17 protein-coding genes, 1 tRNA gene and 1 pseudogene are annotated in these 19406 nt (G+C 62.0%); 16 read left to right on the top strand and 3 right to left on the bottom strand.

The window, feature by feature from the left end; all coding sequences use genetic code 11:
* Window positions 1-42 precede the first annotated feature (42 nt).
* From ihpA to L6637_RS00075, 4 genes are read left to right on the top strand one after another with little or no spacing between them, the layout of a single operon-like run.
* Complete coding sequence (gene ihpA, locus L6637_RS00090) at window positions 43-1317, top strand: divalent metal ion exporter subunit IhpA (protein ID WP_237868755.1); 1275 nt, start codon at window positions 43-45, stop codon at window positions 1315-1317.
* Window positions 1314-2291 carry a divalent metal ion exporter adaptor subunit IhpB gene (gene ihpB, locus L6637_RS00085; RefSeq protein ID WP_237868753.1) on the top strand — a complete coding sequence of 326 codons (978 nt, stop codon included), beginning with the start codon at window positions 1314-1316 and terminating at the stop codon, window positions 2289-2291. Before ihpA ends, ihpB begins: the two co-directional genes overlap by 4 nt.
* Complete coding sequence (locus L6637_RS00080) at window positions 2284-5505, top strand: efflux RND transporter permease subunit (RefSeq protein ID WP_237868752.1); 3222 nt, start codon at window positions 2284-2286, stop codon at window positions 5503-5505. The genes ihpB and L6637_RS00080 overlap by 8 nt, the downstream gene beginning before the upstream one ends.
* Entirely contained in the window at window positions 5498-6475 is a 978-nt protein-coding gene (locus L6637_RS00075) for a cation diffusion facilitator family transporter (RefSeq protein WP_237861852.1), read from the top strand. The genes L6637_RS00080 and L6637_RS00075 overlap by 8 nt, the downstream gene beginning before the upstream one ends.
* Window positions 6476-6635: 160 nt before the next feature.
* On the opposite strand, the gene L6637_RS00070 is transcribed toward L6637_RS00075, so the two are convergent.
* Entirely contained in the window at window positions 6636-7496 is an 861-nt protein-coding gene (locus L6637_RS00070; RefSeq protein ID WP_237868751.1) for a class I SAM-dependent methyltransferase, read from the bottom strand.
* A 15-nt stretch (window positions 7497-7511) separates the two neighbouring features.
* Window positions 7512-8936 (bottom strand): cytochrome P450, encoded by a 1425-nt coding sequence (locus L6637_RS00065; RefSeq protein WP_237868750.1) that lies wholly within the window; start codon window positions 8934-8936, stop codon window positions 7512-7514.
* Between the two features lie 348 nt (window positions 8937-9284).
* On the opposite strand from L6637_RS00065, the gene L6637_RS00060 reads away from it, so the two are divergent.
* The 8 genes from L6637_RS00060 (at window position 9285) to L6637_RS00025 (ending at window position 14024) form a co-directional block, all read left to right on the top strand.
* Window positions 9285-9359, top strand: a tRNA-Val gene (locus L6637_RS00060).
* Between the two features lie 34 nt (window positions 9360-9393).
* Window positions 9394-9648 (top strand): hypothetical protein, encoded by a 255-nt coding sequence (locus L6637_RS00055; protein WP_237868749.1) that lies wholly within the window; start codon window positions 9394-9396, stop codon window positions 9646-9648.
* 90 nt (window positions 9649-9738) lie between these two features.
* A complete protein-coding gene (locus tag L6637_RS00050; RefSeq protein WP_237868748.1) occupies window positions 9739-10695 on the top strand; it encodes a helix-turn-helix domain-containing protein in 957 nt (318 codons plus the stop codon).
* A complete protein-coding gene (locus L6637_RS00045; protein ID WP_237868747.1) occupies window positions 10692-11108 on the top strand; it encodes a protein-tyrosine phosphatase family protein in 417 nt (138 codons plus the stop codon). Before L6637_RS00050 ends, L6637_RS00045 begins: the two co-directional genes overlap by 4 nt.
* A 437-nt stretch (window positions 11109-11545) precedes the next feature.
* Window positions 11546-12655, top strand: coding sequence for a hypothetical protein (locus L6637_RS00040; RefSeq protein ID WP_237868746.1), 1110 nt, complete (start codon window positions 11546-11548; stop codon window positions 12653-12655).
* Between the two features lie 280 nt (window positions 12656-12935).
* On the top strand, window positions 12936-13409 hold the full coding sequence (locus L6637_RS00035; RefSeq protein WP_237868744.1) for a hypothetical protein: 474 nt from the start codon (window positions 12936-12938) through the stop codon (window positions 13407-13409).
* The gene (locus tag L6637_RS00030; protein ID WP_237868742.1) at window positions 13406-13621 is read left to right on the top strand and encodes a hypothetical protein; all 216 of its coding nucleotides are present in this window, start codon (window positions 13406-13408) and stop codon (window positions 13619-13621) included. The genes L6637_RS00035 and L6637_RS00030 overlap by 4 nt, the downstream gene beginning before the upstream one ends.
* 247 nt (window positions 13622-13868) lie before the next feature.
* A complete protein-coding gene (locus tag L6637_RS00025) occupies window positions 13869-14024 on the top strand; it encodes a hypothetical protein (RefSeq protein ID WP_237868741.1) in 156 nt (51 codons plus the stop codon).
* Between the two features lie 1453 nt (window positions 14025-15477).
* Here the strand turns inward: L6637_RS00025 and L6637_RS42355 are convergent.
* Window positions 15478-15612, bottom strand: a complete 135-nt coding sequence (locus tag L6637_RS42355) for a hypothetical protein (RefSeq protein WP_276575714.1) — start codon at window positions 15610-15612, stop codon at window positions 15478-15480.
* Window positions 15613-17294: 1682 nt separating this feature from the next.
* Between L6637_RS42355 and L6637_RS00020 the strand changes: the two genes are divergently transcribed.
* The 4 genes and pseudogenes from L6637_RS00020 (at window position 17295) to L6637_RS00005 (ending at window position 19142) form a co-directional block, all read left to right on the top strand.
* Window positions 17295-17678, top strand: a complete 384-nt coding sequence (locus tag L6637_RS00020; protein WP_237868739.1) for a hypothetical protein — start codon at window positions 17295-17297, stop codon at window positions 17676-17678.
* 210 nt (window positions 17679-17888) lie between these two features.
* A complete protein-coding gene (locus L6637_RS00015; protein WP_237868737.1) occupies window positions 17889-18638 on the top strand; it encodes a hypothetical protein in 750 nt (249 codons plus the stop codon).
* A 63-nt stretch (window positions 18639-18701) separates the two neighbouring features.
* Window positions 18702-18855: pseudogene (locus tag L6637_RS00010) on the top strand (SOS response-associated peptidase); the annotation flags it as partial.
* On the top strand, window positions 18855-19142 hold the full coding sequence (locus L6637_RS00005) for a YaaC family protein (RefSeq protein WP_237868735.1): 288 nt from the start codon (window positions 18855-18857) through the stop codon (window positions 19140-19142). The pseudogene L6637_RS00010 and the gene L6637_RS00005, both read left to right, overlap by 1 nt.
* Window positions 19143-19406 lie beyond the last annotated feature (264 nt).

Genomic DNA, 19406 nt, shown 5'->3' with positions numbered 1-19406 from the left:
GCGCTGCGGCGCCAATGATGCTCTCGTTCACAGGTCACCTTCATGTCTTGCAGACGGACGGCCGCGCGCCTTGCGTGCGCGATGGCTATGCTTATCAGCCCCTGGCTGGCGCAACGAGCGCAGGCCCAGACCCTGACCATGCGCGCCGCACTGTCGCGCGCGCTGGCCGCGAGCCCGCGCCTGACCGCGGCGGAGCGCGATGTCGGCATCGCCACGGGCCAGCGCATCCAGGCCGGTGCCCTGCTCAATCCGGAACTATCCTACGAGCAGGATAATTCGTTCGGGTCGGGCGTCTATCGCGGCACCAAATCGGCCGAGACCACGCTCCAGATCAGCCAGGCCTTTGAGCTATCAGGCAAGCGCGAAGCGCGGATCGCGGCCGGAGCGGCCGGCATGGAGATCGCCACGATCCAGCGCAAGGCGATCAGGCTGGAGGTGCTGTCGGAGACCGCGATCGCGTTCCTCAGCGTGCTCGGCGCACAGCGGCGCATCCAGATCCTCGACGAGCAGATTGCGGCGATCGACAGGCTGACGCCGCTGCTGCACCGCCGCGTGGAGGCCGGCGCCTCCTCGCCGGCCGAGACCGGCCGCGCCGAGGTCGCCTCCGCGCTGGTGAAAGCCGACCGCGAGCGCTTCAAGGCAACGTTGGCAAGCGCCCGGCGCGAGCTGGCCGTGCTGATGGGCGATCCCATGGCGAAATTCGGCGAGGTCTCCGGCCGGCTCGACACCACGGGACGGCCGCCGACCTTTCAGTCGGTGGTCGCGGCCATCGATGCCAATCCGCAGCTGGTGCGCTGGACCGCCGTCTATGCGCAGCGCAATGCCGAGCTGCTGATGGCGCGGCTCAAACCCTATCCTGACGTGCGGATCGCCGCCGGCTGGCGCCATTTCAACGAAACCAATGACGACGCGGTGCGTCTCACCGTCTCGGTGCCGATCCCTGTGTTCGACCAGAACCAGGGCAACGTCCTCTCGGCCCAGGAAAGTCTCGCCAAGACGAAAGCCGAACGCGAGGCCAACCGCAACACGCTGATCGTGATCGCCGGGCGCGCCTATGACTCACTGCAGGGCTCGCTGCGCGAGCTCTCGGTGCTGCGCGAGACCGCCATCCCCAAGGCGACGGAAGCGGCGGATGCGATCTCGCAAGGCTACGGCCAGGGCCGCTTCACCCTGCTCGAGGTGCTCGACGCCCAGGCGAGCGTGACACAGGCGCGGCTGCGCGAGCAGGAAGCCCTGCAGAACTTCCACGCCGGCGTCGCCACAATTGAAGGCCTCGTCGGCAATCCCTTTGCGCTGGCCCGGGAGAGCGCGCGATGAAGACGTCCTCGACCATTGTTGTGGCCATCGTGGCCGCCGCCCTCGGCGCCTACGGCTATTCCATGCTCACGCCGGTCAAGGTCGCATCGACCGAACACGCGGCAGAGAAGAGGCCCGAGAAGCCGAACGACCATGTCGAGCAGGACGAGCACGGCGCTGACCGCATCCGCATCTCCGATGTCAAGCTGGCCGCAGCGGGCGTGACGCTTGCGGAAGCTGCGAGCGCCACGCTGACCGATACGCTCTCCTTCAACGGCATCCTGCGCGCCAATCAAGAAGCGGTCGTCCAGGTCACCCCGCGTTTTCCGGGGGTGGCAAAATCGATCCAGAAGCGCATCGGCGACAAGGTCGGCAAGGACGATCTGCTTGCCACCATCGAGAGCAACCAGAGTCTCACCGTCTACGAGCTGAAGGCGCCGATACCAGGCACCATCATCGACCGGCAGATCTCGCTCGGCGAATACGCCTCTGAGCAGAAGCCGGCCTTCGTCGTCGCCGACCTCTCCACCATCTGGGTCGACCTCTCGATCTATCGGCAGGACCTCAAGCGCGTGCGCCTCAACGATCAGGTGCTGATCGATCCCGACGACGGCCGCGGAGAGATCAAAGGCACGATCTCCTACATCGCACCGATCGGCTCGAGCGAGACACAGACTGCTCTCGCCCGCGTGTTGCTGGCAAATCCCGACGGACGCTTGCGTCCTGGCCTGTTCGTCACCGCGCGGCTGGTCCTCGCCGCCCGCAATGTCGCGGTCGCCGTGCGCCGGAGCGCGATCCAGACACTGGAGAACAGGACCATCGTGTTCGTTCGCGAGGACAGCGACAAGATCGAGGCGCGCCCGGTCGAGCTTGGCGACTCCGATCCGCAATTCGTCGAGATCAAGGCGGGGCTCACCGCGGGCGAGCATTACGTCGCCGAGAACAGTTTTGTCGTGAAGGCCGAGATGGGCAAAGGAGACGCCGATCATGATTGACGCGCTGCTTTCCTTCTCTATCCGCCAGCGCTGGCTGGTGGTGCTGCTTGCGCTCGCGGCCGGCGCCTTCGGGGTCTGGAATTTCACCCGCTTGCCGATCGACGCCGTCCCTGATGTCACCAACGTGCAGGTGCAGATCAACACGCGCGCACCGGGCCTGTCGCCGCTGGAAGCCGAGCAGCGCATCACCTTCCCGCTCGAGACCGCGATGGGCGGCCTGCCCAGGCTCGACTACACCCGCTCGATCTCGCGCTATGGCCTGAGCCAGGTGACCGTCGTGTTCCAGGATGGCACCGACATCTATTTCGCGCGTCAGCTCGTCAACGAGCGCATTCAGCAGGCCAAGGATCAGCTTCCTGGAGGCACCGAGGTCGCGATGGGACCGATCTCGACCGGGCTCGGCGAGATCTATGTCTATTCGGTCGAAGCCAAGGCGGGCGCGAAGTCGCCGAGCGGTGCTGATTTTACGCCGACGGAGCTCCGCACCATCCAGGACTGGATCATCAAGCCGCAGCTGCGCACCATTCCCGGCGTGATCGAGGTCAACTCGATCGGCGGCTATGAGCGGCAATTCCACGTGCTGCCGATCCCCGGTCGGCTGATGGCCTACAAGCTCGGCTTCCGCGACATCATGACGGCGCTTGCCGCCAACAATGCCAATATCGGCGCCGGCTATATCGAACGCAACGGCGAGCAATATCTGGTCCGTGCGCCGGGCCAGGTCGCCGATATCGCTGATATCAGAGACATCGTGATCGGCTCGCGCGGCGGGGTGCCGGTCCGCATCCGCGACGTCGCCGAGGTGAGTGAGGGCCAGGACCTGCGCACCGGCGCTGCGACAGCAAACGGCAGCGAGACGGTGCTCGGCACTGCCATGCTGCTGATCGGCGAAAACAGCCGCACGGTGGCCCAGCGGGTCGCAGCAAGGCTAGGCGAGATCGCGAAATCGCTGCCCGACGGCGTCATCGCGCACGCGGTCTACGACCGCACCCATCTGGTGGAAGCCACCATTCAAACCGTCGAGAAGAACCTCATTGAGGGCGCCGCGCTGGTGATCGCGGTGCTGTTCCTGATCCTCGGCAACATCCGTGCCGCGCTGATCACGGCCTGCGTCATTCCGCTGTCCATGCTGTTCACGATCACCGGCATGGTCGAAAGCAAGGTGAGCGCCAACCTGATGAGCTTAGGTGCCATCGACTTCGGCATCATCGTCGACGGTGCAGTGATCATCGTCGAGAACTGCCTGCGGCTGCTGGCCGCCGAGCAGCACCGGGGCGGCCGGCTGCTGACGCTGGATGAACGGCTCCAGACCATCCGAGACGGCAGTAGCGAGGTCATCAAGCCGAGCCTGTTCGGCACGCTCATCATCGCCGTGGTTTACCTCCCGGTCCTGACGCTGACGGGGACCGAGGGCAAGATGTTCACCCCGATGGCGCTGACCGTGCTGATGGCGCTCGCCGGCGCGGCGCTGCTTTCCGTCACCTTCGTCCCGGCAGCGATTGCGATCTTCGTCACCGGCAAGGTCTCGGAGACCGAGAACATCTTCATGCGCGCGGCGAAGCGGGTCTATGTGCCGCTGCTCGGCCGTGCCATCCGCTACCGGCGCGGCGTTGCGCTCGGTGCTGTCCTGATCGTCGCCGGCAGCCTGTTTGCGGCAACGCGCATGGGCGGCGAGTTCATCCCGAGCCTCGATGAAGGCGACATCACCATCGAGACGATCCGGATTCCCGGCACCAGCCTGACCCAGAGCGTCGACATGCAACTGCGACTGGAGAAGGCGGTCAAACAGGTGCCGGAAGTGGCGACCATCTTCTCCAAGATCGGCACCGCCGAAATCGCCAACGATCCAATGCCGCCGAACGCCGCCGACACCTATGTCACGCTGAGGCCGCGCGAGGAATGGCCCGATCCCGCCAAGCCGAAGAATGAGGTGATCGAGGCGATTGAACGCGCCGCCAACACCCTGCCCGGCACGGCCTATGGCATGACCCAGCCGATCCAGATGCGCTTCAACGAGCTCATCGCCGGCATCAGGAGCGACGTCGGCGTCAAGATTTTTGGCGACGATCTCGACGTGCTGGCCAATGTTGCGCAGCAGGTCGATGGCGTCATGCGCGGCATCGACGGCGCGGCCGACGTCAAGACCGAGCAGATCGCAGGCCTGCCGATCCTCACCGTCAAGCTCGACCGCCAGGCGCTGTCGCGCTACGGCCTCAGCCTCAGCGAAGTGCAAAACCTCGTCGAGATCGCGATCGGTGGCAAGCCGGCCGGAAAGCTGTTCGAGGGCGATCGCCGCTTCGATATCGTGGTGCGGCTGCGGGAGAGCCTGCGCGCCGATCCTGACGCGATCAAGTCGCTGCCGATCCCGTTGCCACCGGGCGAGGATGCGATGCCCGTCACCAAGACCGCCTGGTCCGGCGTCTCGGGCGCAACGCTCCGCTACGTCCCCCTCTCCTCCGTGGCCGCGATCGAGATCGCGCCCGGCCCCAACCAGATCAGCCGCGAGAACGGCAAGCGCCGTGTGGTGGTCATGGCCAATGTTCGCGGCCGCGACCTGCGTTCCTTCGTCACTGAGGCGCAAGCCGCCGTCGCCGAGAAAGTAAAACTTCCGCCGGGCTACTGGATCGGCTGGGGCGGCCAGTTCGAGCAACTGGTCTCCGCCAGCAAGCGGCTGACGATCGTCGTGCCGGTCGCGCTCGCGCTGGTGTTCCTGCTGCTGTTCATGAGCATGGGATCGGCGGCAGATGCGGCGCTGGTGTTCTCCGGCGTACCGCTGGCGCTGACGGGCGGTGTCGCGGCGCTCTTGCTGCGCGGCATTCCGCTGTCGATCAGCGCCGGGGTCGGCTTCATCGCGCTATCAGGGGTCGCCGTGCTCAACGGCCTCGTCATCATCGCCTTCATCGAGCGGCTCCGCAGCGACGGACGCCCCGTCGCCGAGGCCGTGCGCGAGGGTGCGTTGACGCGGCTGCGCCCGGTGCTGATGACGGCGCTGGTCGCCTCCCTCGGTTTCGTGCCGATGGCGCTCGCAACCGGTGCCGGCGCCGAAGTGCAGCGGCCGCTCGCGACCGTCGTAATCGGCGGCATCATCTCCTCGACCATCCTGACATTGCTGGTGCTACCGGCGCTCTACATGCTGTTCCGGCGTGACGGCGCAGGCGAAACGCCTACAATGGCGCCTGATTTGGCTGAAGCCGGGAGCGCTAGGTTTGGGTAGCCACGACCATCACGGTCATCACCACCATGACCACGGCCACGCGCATGATCATGGCCACGATCATTCCCATGGTCATGGTCACGCCCATGTCCATGCGCCCGCCAATTTCGGCAAGGCCTTCGCGATCGGCATCACGCTCAACACCGCGCTGGTCGTGGCTGAGGCGATCTATGGCTATATCGGCAATTCCACCGCGCTGCTCGCCGATGCCGGCCATAATCTGTCCGACGTGCTCGGCCTGGTCGTGGCCTGGGGCGCCTCGGTCGCGGCGAAGCGTGCGCCGAGCGGCCGCTTCACCTATGGCTTCCGCGCGTCCACGATTCTGGCGGCGCTCGCCAATGCCGTGTTTCTCCTCGTGGCGACCGGTGCGATCGGCTGGGAGGCAATCCTGCGGCTGCGCGAGCCCGAGCCCGTCGCGGGCGTGACCGTGATGGTGGTCGCCGGCATCGGCATCTTCATCAACGGCTTTACCGCCATGTTGTTTGCGAGCGGCCGCAAGGACGACATCAACATCGAGGGCGCCTATCTGCACATGGCCGCCGACGCCGCGGTCTCGCTCGGAGTAGTGATTTCGGCGGCGCTGATCATCTGGACCGGCTGGCTCTGGCTCGACCCAGTTACCAGCCTCGCCATCTGCGCCAGCATTTTGTGGGGCACGACCAGCCTGCTCCGCGGCTCCATCGACATGTCCATGGCGGCCGCGCCCAAGGGCACCGACCTTGCCGCGATCAAGGCGTTCCTGCTGGCGCGCCCCGGCGTCTCGGCGATCCACGATCTCCACGTCTGGCCGATCTCCACGACCGAGACGGCGCTCACCTGCCATCTCGTGATGCCCGCAGGCACCGTCGACGCGTTCTTGATGGAGACCGCGCAACTCTTGAAGACCACCTTCCGTATCGGCCACACCACGCTCCAGATCGAGACCCATCCGGACAACGGCTGCGCGCTGGCGCCGGATGATGTGGTGTGAGGGAGGCTCCGCTTCATCAATACCGTCATTGCGAGCGCAGCGAAGCAATCCAGAATCCCTCAGCGGAGGCAGTCTGGATTGCTTCGTCGCATCAGCGCAAAATTGCAAAGCAATTTTGTCGCGAGCTCCTCGCAATGACGGTGGAGAGAGCGGCGGTCGTCTACCCCGCCCTCGCCGTCACGATCCAGATCGCGCCCTGCAGCGCCACGTTCTGCCCCTTCACGAACGGCGCGAGCGTCTCGCGGATCGACGCCTTGGCCGCAGCGACCGTCTCCGGCGAATGGCCCTGCAGCGCACGGCTGGCGGGGCCGATCTGCAAGGAGCCGTCGACGGCAGCGTCGAGCCCGCCGCCGATGGCGATGTCCATCGGCAGATTATGCGGCTCCATCGCCACGTCGACGAAGCCCGCGCCCTTCAGAATGCGCATCACGCGCTCCTCGGAAGCAAACGCGAACGGGCCCGGCTCCTCCGGCCCGACCGGCGGCATCTTCGGCACGTGCTTGTAGACCGCCATCAGCGGCGCCATCATCCACGGATTTTCCTTCGGCTCGCGCCAGCAGACGAACGCAAGTCGTCCCGTCGGCTTTAGCGCGCGGCGAAGATTGGTGAAGGACGCAATCGGATCGGCAAAGAACATCACGCCGAAGCGTGAGGCGAGCAGATCCAAGCTCGCCGGCTCAAAGGGATACACCGTCGCATCCGCCAGCACGAAATCGACCGGCAGCCCCTTTGGCGCAAACGCTCTCGCCTGCGACAGCATCGGCTCGGACACATCGAGGCCGAGGGCGAAGCCATCGGGCGCAACGGCCTTCGCGAAAGCAAAGGTGGTCGCACCCGAGCCGCAGCCGACGTCGAGAACGCGCTCGCCCGGCCTGGGCCTGGCGCGGTCGATCAGGACCTCCGCGATCGGCCCGAGGATGGTCTCCTGTGCCGCATGGCGATCGGCCCAGCGCTGCCCGCTGGGCCCGTTCCAATAGGCGATCTGGTCGGCGTTTTTCTCGTGTCCGGTGGGCGATTCCATCAGTCCCTCTATTCTTCATTCATGTAAGACCGGCCGCTCCCCGCAATCGCGTGGGGTTACGCGCATCGGCAAGCCGCTCTCCGGCCTTAGCGTAATTTTCTGCAAGGGCCAAACTTTGGCATCCGGCGAGAGCATGATGTCGAAGCGCTGCATGAGTGCGGCAAGCGCGATCGTCGCCTCCTGCAACGCGAACGAGGCGCCGATGCAGATGCGCGGACCGATGCCGAAGGGCAGATATGCAAACCGTCCGATCGTGCCGCGGCGCGCCGGCATGAAGCGCGCTGGATCGAACGCATTGGGTTGCTCCCACAGCAGGAGATGCCGGTGCAACACATAGGGCGCAATGACGATCAGCGAACGAGGCTTCACCGCGACGCCACCCAGCGTGTCGGCGTCCTTTGTCATCCGGCTCAATGCGGCGATCGGCGGATAAAGCCGCAGCGCCTCCTCGACCACCGCCCTGGTCACAACCAGCCGGTCGGTGAGGCCTTCCACGGGTCCAGCGAGTTCGCGCGCCGCCTCCTCCCGCACGCGGTAGCGCCAGTCGGGCGACTGCGACAGCAGGAAGATCGACCAGCTCAGCGCGTTCGCGGTCGTCTCGTGACCTGCCGACAGGAAGGTGAGAATGTTGGAGCGCACCTCGGCAAGCGACAGTGATTGACCGGTCGAGGGATCGAGTGCACGCAGCAGCGGCGTGAGGAGATCGGATGGCCCCTCCCCGGCCGGCAAGCCGGCAAGCACGCGCCGACGCGTATCGATGATGCGGTCGATGATGCCTTCGAAATAGTCCAGGGTCCGCCGCAGCCGGGCTCGTCCGGGGCGCGGCACTGATTGCGGCACACCGAGCAGGTCAAGCGCGCCAATCCGTCCGATCACCGCAAAATAGGCATTCATCGCACTGCGGAATTCGTCGTAATCGCCCGCGATGCCATCCGAGAAGATCGTGAGTGCGAGCACGTCAAGCGTGAGCAGCGCCATCTCGGCCGCGACGTCGAAGGCCGCCCCGGGGACCCGGCTGCGCCAACGCGCCGTCAACCGGTCGACGGCTGTGAGGATCGCTTCCGTGAACGCCGCCACCGCGCGTCGGGCAAACAGCGGCGCGAGCATGCGCCGCTGCGTTTCCCAGCGCGCGTCCTCTACGCTCAACAGCCCATCCGCAAGACCGCTCGCCAGAATGCGGCGCTGAATTGGGTCCTTGCGGTAGTTATCGGCATTGTCGACCAGCACGTGCCTGATGGCAGCGGGATCGTGCACCAGAAAGGCGTCGGTAAAGGGCAGTCCTACCCTGGCGATGGGCTCGCGAAAGAACTCCGCACTCCAGCATTCCAGAGGATTGCGCTTCAGCGTCGCGAGCAGCCTGAACAGCCGCAACCGCGCCTCCGGCGGCTGCGGCGCCGGCGGACAATAGTTCTGCGCAATATCACCATCGATACGCAGCATCGAACGGCGCAATAAGGGTTGGGAACAATATCGAATAAGGCCGGAGTGTCGCCGGAGTTCCCGGCAACGTCCAGCCTCATCGCGGAAATCAGCGCGTAGTCGCGGAGGAAGGACGGTTTCGGAGGAAACCGCTCGGCCGAATAAGGCCGCGCTGGCCGGTCTGTTCACCATAGCCCCCCTTGCTCCAACACCCGCCGGAGGGCTAAAGAGGCGCCGAGGGGCGGTTAGCTCAGCTGGTTAGAGCATCTCGTTTACACCGGGATGCTCTTGCCGCCCAAGTGGTTCTTTATAAAGCACTTTTGCCGCCGCTGACGCCTAGCGCAACAGAAACGGCAACACATACCCCGTGGGCGGTTAGCTCAGCGGTAGAGCAGGTGCTTTACACGCATCTGGTCGGGAGTTCGATCCTCTCACCGCCCACCATTTCTCTCCGATCACCTCTTCCGGAGGCTGCGCCATGATGAGCGCGCCTTCCATCATCCGTCACAACGACGTTCACCACCGGCCCAGCCTCACCGACCGTGACCGCCTGCCGGTCGATATTGCCGAGATCGTGCACCGTGAGATCGATAGCCTGTTTCAGATCGGGCTGTCCGACGAGGTGGCGGTCGGGCCGTTTCCCTCTGCGGCTTTGTCGAGGCTGAGGCCGCCACAGCAAGACCACGCGCTCCTCCCTGAAAATCAAAACGCCGTCAGATCAGTCCCGATCTGACGGCGCTTATTGGCAAACCCAGGATCAAACCGTCCGGGCGGGAGGGCGTGATCCGCAAATCAACGACGACAGCTCTAGGAAACCGCCGTTATGAAAACTGTAGCACCCGGATCGAACACCATCAAGACCGCCGAGGCGGCAATCGACGCGAAGAAAAAGCGCACCTTCACGGGGGACAACATCGAACTGCTCAAGGCGTTGAACGCCGACAGCCGCGTCACCGGCCCCGCCTTTAAGGTGGTGTTCTGCATCATCAACCACGTCAATGAGAAGACGGGGACGGCTTGGCCGAGCGTTCAAACGATCAGTATCAAGACCCGCCTGCCGGTGCGCGTGGTCGAGCGAGCATTGAGGCTGCTCCGTGAGATCGGCTGGCTCGCTTCAGAGCGCATCTTCGACCGGCGATCTCGCAAAACGCACAACATCTACAGGCTGCTGACCGGCAACCTGGGCGCGATCACCGACGAGCAGGTGATGCTGCTCGACGCCGCCAAGGCTAGCCGGACGGACGGACGCAGGTCTCTGGCATCCCCAAAACGGGTGGAGGGTAATCCGCCCCCAGCGGCGGATCGGTCGGGGGGGCAATCCGCCTCTAGCGGCGGGTCGCGATCCGCCTCTAGCGGCGGCCTAACACCTAAGGGGGAACACCCTAACAGTATCTCTGCTTCCAAGAAGAAGGTCTTAGTTGTTGAAGCAGAGGTCGAAACCTCGAAACACCGCTGGCCCGCCTTGCCTGACGACCACGATGACCTCGGTCCAGATCGCCGCTGCGATGACGGTCCCCTTGACGAGGACGCTTGGCGGCTCCGTGTGACCGGCAGCGACGACCGGCCGCCTCGTAGCCGATCCGAGATTATCGCGCAGGCTCGCGAGATCGCGCAGCAGCATGCCCTGGAGCACCGAGCTGTTTGGGGCGACAACCTGTCCGAGGCATTCGGCGCAGAGGATGACGGTGGCTTCTGTGACATCGAGGCATTCGACTTCGGCGCCATCCAGCACGGCTTTCGGCGCAGCACGTGGCCGCCAATGCCGGAGACCGCGTCATGATTGCAACGCTGCAACAGACCGCCGCCAATCGCGCCGTGCGCCGTCGCGAGGCTGCCGAGATCGGTCGGTATAGGCGACGTGCTGGCCGAGCCCTCGATACAACGCTGATTGAGGCTGGCGCGCCGCTCGACGGGCACGCGCATGTTGACATCTTTCGCAAGGCAGTCGGTGAGGTCTATCGCAGACCATCGTCAGTTAAGTGCATTATCTGCGGCTGCGCGTTTTCATCGGAGCAGCCATTTGGGGCTTTTCTTTTCTCATGCGGCGCGGATAGGCCGACGATGGCCTCTGCTTCTGCGATTTGTGTCGCATGCTGGCATGACGCTCCATTTTGCGAGATCGAACTAGCGGCGGTGCGCATTCTGCGCCGCATCGTGCCCAACGGCGTCTTTGATCCGGCCGGTGGATCATGAGGCCGCTCAACGATACCGATCTCGCCGGGGCGATGCCGGTCGCGCAAGGTGATGTTGTCCTCGTCTTGCGCGGGCCTGGGCGTCGATTGCCAACGACACTGCAGGCCATTGCCGAGCGAGATTGCTTGCTTCGTCGGGCGGCAGCGCGGCATTGCGCCGGGATGTCCGAATTCGCGGCCGCCTCGAAGCTTGCGGAGGAATTCGGGCGTTACAGGTCCACCGGATGGCGACGCGACGCCGCCGAACTGGGGTGTCCGGCACGTCATCGCGGAAGCTTACGTGAATTCTTCTGGCGCATCTTGCGGACGCGCGACGTCGCGATCTCGGTGGCAACGTCGCGTCGTGCGCTTGCCAAGAAAAATTTGTCGGGAGGCTATTTGTGAGCAACGGAGTTCTCCACGATGACGGCGAACCAACCTAAATAGGAGAAGGCCACCATGCCATTCACGCCAGCACCGTTAGACGCAAGCAATCGCATTCCCTCTGTCATGCCCGGCTTGCCGCCACCAGTCGATGGTGTCGAGCTGCTGCCGCTGTCAAGACGCCCACTGATGCTTTCGCTCCGGCAACGGAGCGAGGATTTACAAAACCTTGTGAGACCGCTGCTGGATAAGCTTGACGAGCTGCGTGCCGACAAGCATGTGCTGAGCGTCCGCCTTGCTGAATTGAAGCGCCCTCGCGGCCAAGGCGGGTCGGGCCTGGACGACGAGCACACGAGCGTGGTCGAGGTTCAACGCAAGCTTGCCGCTATCGACGGTGAGATGAGGCGGCTGAGCGAGCTGATCGAGGTTCGCCGTGCTCGCGCGCAGAGTGCTGCAAGATTGGTCGCAAGTGTCGAAAGCTGGCTGAGAGAAGGTCGCTCAAGCGGCAGAGTGATCGTAGAAGCCGCCGAGATCGAGATCGCGATGATCACGAAGCGTAACGAAAGCATCGCAGGGGCGCTCGACCGTTTGCGTCACCGACTGCGAGAGTTGGCCGCCGATCAGCACCGCAATAACTCCGCTCCATATCCTGCCGCCCATGCCAAGGCACGCGCGCGGGCAATGGTCGAGCAGCTTGCAGAGCGAGGTGCGGTGGATGTCAGCGCCCTGGTCGAAGCCGACGCCGAAATCGGTTGGCCGTTGGCGATACAGCGTCTGGGGCTCGCTGGGATAGTGGCAAAGACCGGCGATCAACTCGCAGGCAATGCTATGGCTGAGGTGATCGACACTGTGGGGTTATTCGTTTGGTTGCACCGGGACGCCCTGGTCTCACGCCTCGAAGAAGAGATTGACGCCATCGCGGACGACGCAGCCGCTTTGTCGGTCAAGGCGCGGGCAGAGAAGCTGGCGCAGATCAGCGCTGACAAGCTGACGGCCGAGAGGCAGGAGTGCGCTTTGGTTCGGCGGATGCAGGACGATGGCCTGTGGGTGGAGTACCGCGCCGACGCCGACCCGCGCGCTGTGCTGGGCGTGGAGCTAGATGTCCCTTCTGCGGAGCCAGATGTTCGGCAACCGTTCGGCATGGCCGCGAAGGCGCTCGCCCACGCACGGGCGGCCATGGATTAGATGCGATGCTGTTCGTGAAGCTGGGCTTGTGCTGAGATTGGGTTGTGTAGAGGGCTCGCTTGCGGGCCGACAATGCGCCATCTCTGCAAGGGAGCCTCAGGGCTTGCAGCGCGGGCCGTGGATGCCCACCAGCGGGCCGGGCTCGGGCGGGAGGCCCCTCCGATCAGGAGGCTCCTACGGGTCCTCCTACGGCGGGCCTGGGTCGAGTTACGCCTGACCGCCGCCCTCCAGGATTTTCGAGGTTCTAGATTTTGAGGTTGCAGTTGCCATGAAAACGAGAATGACGAAGGTCTCAGGGACACAATTGGCGGCCCACCTTGGTCTGTCACGTCCCTATTTGGATCGCTTAGTGGCGGACGGCACAATCGCGAGAGACGGAGCAAGCAAGTTTGATCTCGATGAAAGTCGCCTTCGCTACATCCGGAGGCTCCGCGAAGCGCGACGAAGTTCGCCGGTGGCAGAAGCACAGGCCCAATATCAAAGAGCGAAGGCTAGGCACCTTGAGCTGGAAAATGCTCGAAAAGAAAAGCAGCTAATGGAGGTTGAGGATCACGTCGCCGCCGTAGACGAGATCGTCGGCATCATGTTGACCCACCTCAGTGGGTTGCCCGCGCGTTGCACCCGCGATTTGACGACCCGTCGTAGTATGGAGGCCGCCATTCTTCAGATGCGACAAGAGATTGCCGATACGGCTGCCGAACGGACGCGGGAGCATGAACGTGAAGCCGCAACGATAGGAGCGAACAGAACATGACGAAAATAAAAGCTGAAGACGGAATTGCGGATATCGAGACGCTCATGGCCGCAGCACGCCAAGAGCTACTGAAGCTACCAGCGGAGGCAGCACCAAATAACGATCAGGTCCGTAAAGCCTTGGAAACAGAGCTGGCAGCGATCCTGGCAAAGGCCGATGAGGCCGTGCATGTGCATCTCCGCCGACTGCGCGGAGTAGATGGGCACGCTTGACTTGCATTGGGGCTAGAAAGTTGGCCTTTGCTGATCCTTCACATCAACGGCGTACGCGGGCTCCAATGACACAGGGTCGGGACAAGGCCCGCTTTACGATGAAGGGTCTTGTCTCGGTTGTGAGCGTTCTTATCCAGTTTGAGGCTACGTGGCGCCGATTTTAGAGATATCCTAATTTCGCCCCTCCTCGGAACCGCTCCTATCATTTGATAATTGAGGAACCGCAGATACCCGCAACGAGGCGGTCATGTGTTATAAGTGCATTGAAATTGACGCAAAGATTGAGCGCTTCAGAAGGATCGCAGCTCGCTTTGATGATGACGCATTAAGCCAAGGTCTGGAAGCTGCCATCATCGAATTGCTGGCTGAAAAGTCCCTACTTCATCCCGAGCAGCAAGAGTAGGGCTGTCTCGGTTTGGTGGCTTCCTTTCAACGGCATCCCAGACCAACCCGTGACATAAGATCAAGGTATCAGGTCTCGACGGAAACAAGTGGTGCCCAATGGACCGCAACAACATCTATTTCTACCTCTCGCTGACATGGCTGGCAGTCATCGCTGGGGTCGCGGTCTACATGATGCTACGCTGAAGGTCGCGCGGCAGTTGACGAGGCTCTTTGGGACCGCGACCTTGCGCTATCTCAATGCACCTTTATAAAAGCTTCATAAATTATCTAACGTAGCCGAGCGGCGCCGCCACGACGTCACTGAGGTTATGGCCCCGGTCTCCTAGGCACTCCGGGGCCGCCTTCTAGGGATGGTAGCGACGACGAAAACCCTGTCAAAGGCGGAAGCCGTCCTGAAAGAGATGAAACGGGATGCGAATACAATCCGGTCCCGCGAACTGCGCGGGCTGGTCCGCGAGACCATTGAGGACTACCGCCAGTCAAGGCACTACGCAGGTTCTACAATTGAGCCGGGTCGGTTGGCGGCCTCTTTCAGCCCACGTTGATTTCAACTGACGGCCGTTAGCGGCGCCCCTTTTTGCTCATGCCGGACGTCTTGAGGCCGCCCTAGCATTCGCACCATCAACGCGTTGCGCATCGGTTCGACGCCCCACGCGCGAAGTGTCGTCACCACGGATTTTCAGGCGAGCCCTTACCTGAGCCGGGATTGCCAATAGGCACTCCGTTTGGAGCCGTGCCTGCACCTCTCCCGGTCGTGTTGGTTTGAGGACCCGCTGTCCCAACCGTCGATGGGTTGGTCGTGGTCGCTCCTGGGCGATTGACACTGGTGGTCACGGGAGATGTGGACGTTCCTTGACCGGAGGAGAACGTCGGATTTTTGGAGGTTGGGACGGGCGCGCCGGAGCGGCCGCCCGCAGGCGATAATCCACTCGCTCGAGACGTTGACGAGGATGATGCGCCGGAGTTGGAAGAGGCTGCTCCCGCGCCGGACGATCCGCTGCCCGCGCCTCCAGCACCGCCGCCACCACCTCCACCGCCACCTCCGCCCTGAGCGAATGCGGTTGCTGAAAGTGCCAACCAAGCAACTGCAATCATTATCGGTGCCCGAGCCATGCTCTTTCCTTCCCATTTAGATAGGGCAATCAAGGGGAGGCAGAGGAGTTCCTAACGCAAGGCCGTTCGCTCTTGTCGCCAATTGCGCGACCGGCTGCGATTTCTTCGGGGCGGCCTGGGGTTGCAACAGGGGATAGGCAGACTACAAAGGCATCTTACTACTCTCGATGCCTCGCTGAAGGCAGGAAGGCCGCAGCGGGAAAGTTATGGCGATGGTGCCGTGATGCGGTTTAGGCCGTCGCTATTTGGGCTCTAGTCGGTCCGCCAGAGGCGGACGCGACAAGCGTTCTTCCGGTCATTGCAAGATTGCACTGAGATGAAGACGACGCGAGGCGGCCTCACCATCCGAACGAATGCCTCATATGGCGCAGCATGTTGAGCGCCGCGTCCGTATAGAGGCCGTAGCTGTAATGCCGGTCGGCGGCGACAAGGCCGCTGAATGCGATCACTATGGCTAAAAAGACTTTCGGCATAATACGAAAGCATCCGCCTTGATGATTACGAAACGCTAAACAGAGCCACCAATTTCGGTGCTGGTCTAATTAGGACACCCGTAACGGTAAATTAGGACGCCGCTGTTATTACAGATTGTGTCGGGTTCGCCCCCGCGTCCCCCGACGGAGTTGAGTGCGTACCGGAATACCGAGGCCTCGGTTTTCGAACCGGGGCCTTTCGTTTGTCCGGTATAACTAAGACGAATTCTTAGAAGCTTTGAATTAGCCAATAAGCGAGAGCCGTCGAAAACACGCCCAATGCAACGGTAGCAACTTTAAAAACGAGGACTGCAGTCATGCTGTGCCTCCGTATTTTCAAATCACCTTAAAATCCTACTCCCTTCTTTTGGAAGCGCAACCAACGTAGTTCTGCCGGGCTACTCCCGTTGGGCGACCTCTGAAATTGACAAGTCCAGTCCGCGTCGTGCAAGCCATCATCGTTGGGGGGTTGCAGAGCGATGGGATGGATTGCGAACTGGCTTCGTCGGCCTGATGTCGGAGTGAAGCCTCGGGACGGCGCACAAGTGGACTTGCGACCGCTGTCAGAGCGCGGGGGCCGATGGCTCAAAGCCAACCTCTTTCAATTTCCGGGGGCCGTGTGGTCGCGTAAGCGCGGATGTGTCGAGCTGTCAGAGGGAGACGTGATCGCGCTGCATCTTGTCGTGGAGCGGCTGCGGGAGGCTGGGGTGCGAGTGCGGTTCGATGGGCGCCTCCGGCGCTGGGACGGCGTGTCGCCAGTATGGACGTTGTTGGTGCGGGGAAAGCGCTAATGAAGGAGAAAGGGCCGCCTGATCGGGCGACCCTTTCCGCGCGTCAAAATGATAGGTGTCGTAAAGCCAGCCCCGGGTGAAATACTCTAAGGATGAAATGTAGTGCCCGGACGCGCTTATAAGAGCGACGGATTGTTTCAGGATTATTTCGTGGCGCATTAAATCTGGCGGTCCGTTAGCAGGAACGGCGTTGGTGTGGCGGTTTAAGCACGCCGCTCGACAATTGCGGCCAGTCGGAACTTTAGCTGGACTGGCAGCGCTCGAAGTTCCAACCTGCCGCGATCATGCAGCACTTTCCCAAGTTTAAACCGGAAATGAAGAGCGGACGCTGGTTCGTGGCCGTCACAACCGGGTACGGGCCAGTCTCACACGTCGGGGATTTCGAGACTGAGGCTGAGGCGATGGAATGGATCGCGACGAAGTCAAAAGACTGGCCGGGTAAGCCGATCAAGCGGGAATAGGGATCGTATCGACCCTCCGACACGGTAAGCAGCGATACGCGTAGACGGCGGGCAGGTTTGCAATGTGCGGCAACGTTGCAAGGTAATCCATGGCCCGCCCGCATTCCCGGCAGAGGAGGATCGGTGGATTGTCCAGCGTCATTGAGGAAAGGGTAAGTGCCCGCCTCGGCGGGCGCACCTCCGGTCGAATACTGCCGATTATCGAAAATTGGCAGAAGCAGAGGAAGTGGTGGCCTAGCCACCATTGCACTCGTGAGCCTGTGGACAGGGAAGCGCCTACCAATTAATCTCAATCAAAAGTAGCGCGAAGCTGTGGATCAACCATCGGGCGGAAAACTATGGCAGCAGGATGGGCTTCAAACTGGCTCCATATCCCTGGGTTCGCACCTAAGAGTTTGGCGAGCCAAATTCCACGATTTCAGGAGAAACAATGACCCGATTGAGCAGGGCTGCTCTTGTAGTCTTGCTGTGTGCTCAACCGATGGCGGCGGGAGCCGACGCTGTCAGCGTTCCTGACGATGGATTGCTGACCGTTGACAAGCCGATCCAACAGATCATTGCCCATTATCGCCTCAACGAGCAGCAGGCGCAGCTTGCCAAAAGAGCCGCAGCGGGCTTCGCGTATATTGGCATGTGTCGAGGTGTCGGCTTTCCCGATGCGACAGGAGCAATCTCCCTGATCATGGGTGCAGACCCCGACGTGCCGTACCAAGCCGCAGCCCTTGCCATTCTCGGAGTTTACACGCGCTCAGCCTTTGGACGATCAAGTTCGGCAGCGTGCGCGAGGGTTTATGATGACGCTACAAAGCAATAGGCATCATGTACTGTTGTTCGCTACCTCTTGGAGATTGCACCCGTGGGTGAAGCTAAAGCCAAGCGCGTCAGATTGAAGGCGTCACCGTGCAGGTGTCGGTCCAAGCTTCCAGCAGCAGCTTGTTGCTTTGCTGGTCCCTATTGGCACAAAAAGCCAGCGCCGCTAGGTCTCCAAATGTTGCCACATGAGACATCGCACGACCGATGCTACATGCGCGAATTGCAAAATTGTGAAGGTCCTATTTCGGGCGAGCACTTGATCTCCGAGAGCGTCATTAAAGTTCTTCGAGGCGAAGGTGACTTCACGGTTTCGGGCTTGCCCTGGCAAGAGGCTGATGAGGAAAAGCGACTAGCGCCCGCCAACCTCACCGCTAATTGCCTGTGCAGGCGGCACAACAGCGCGCTTACTCCCTTGGATAGCGCTGCTGGATTATTTTTCTCCAGTTTGCGAGATTGCATGGAAATGGAGGACGCTCCAACTCCGTTTTTGTTTTCGGGACACGATATCGAACGGTGGCTTCTGAAGACGTTGAAAGCGATGGCTGTTTCGGGAAACCTCGCGCGAGGTCGTGTTAGATTGCCTGGAGTGTTCGCGCGCGATGTCGACGTCATCAAGCTGCTGGACCACTCCGACAAATGGCCTTCGGCTGCGGGTCTCTACTTTATAATGCCGACCGGCGCGCGCTTCATCAATCATCCAAGGTTTCGACTTCAGCCCTGGTTCGACGATGCTCAAGAAGAAATCGTCGGACTATGGGCCAGCTTCTACGGCCTCGAATTCGTGATGATGATCGCAGCGCCGAATGTCACCGCCAGTCCCGGCCTTAAGCAATGGCTGTATCGCCCCGGCAGCATTGAGATGTCGATAGGAAAATCTCGTAGACTTATCGAGTTAAGCTGGCAGGACGGCATGCCGCATGCTCCAGTCAAATTCGTCTTTGAACAATCTGTAAATCGGTGATGAAATCGTCCGGTTTGGCGCAATGTGCAATCTACTATTGAACAACTACCAACCAATTTGCGGAAAGCCATGCCCGTGATCCTAACCACCGACGAGGAGCGCGATGTTTGGTTGCGCGAGCCGTGGGATGAGGCCAAGGTCCTGCAAGCGGCCATTGCCGGATGAGGCGCTAAGCATTGTCATGCGGGGCGCAGACAAAGAAGATAAGGCGGCCTAATGCCATCTCAAGACTGGAACAAGATTAGATTTCTTGAAAGCACATCAAACCTCAAAGCGATTGTCAAACAATCGACGGGAAGGATGCCGTCAACTGAAATAGCTCGCGACATTGCCGCCTGTTTGCAACAAGGCAGGTTATTTTTTGACATCGCCGCCTCCGCTCAACTCCAAGTGCAGCCATTGCAGATCTATTACGGGATCGTAGGATTTTCTAAGGCCATCATTCTCGCGCGGAACCTGCTGTCGCGCGGCGATCAGGATGGAAGGCAGCGTCAATCAAGGTGAGAGAGTTTCGCTGGGCTCGTGACGTAGGGAGGGCGTAGCCCGACCGGAGTTACGAGCCCCAGCGTCGGCGCGATCCCGAGGAGGACCGCGCCGACTGGTGATCGCGGCCGGCGGGGTTATGCAAGTGGTTCTTCCGCCAAGAGGAATCACTCGCGTGCCCGGCCGACACATCACAGATCACCAGATGAGGCTCTACATGAAGTACCGTCAGACCGATAGCCCGCCAGTGGCGGCGGCCAAGGCATCATTCAGTGCGTCGACCGC

This window comes from Bradyrhizobium zhengyangense, from assembly GCF_022012435.1.
In the GTDB taxonomy this organism is placed as follows: domain Bacteria; phylum Pseudomonadota; class Alphaproteobacteria; order Rhizobiales; family Xanthobacteraceae; genus Bradyrhizobium; species Bradyrhizobium zhengyangense.
Note: the sequence above shows the minus strand (reverse complement) of the source record. Positions and strands in the feature narration are given on the sequence as shown.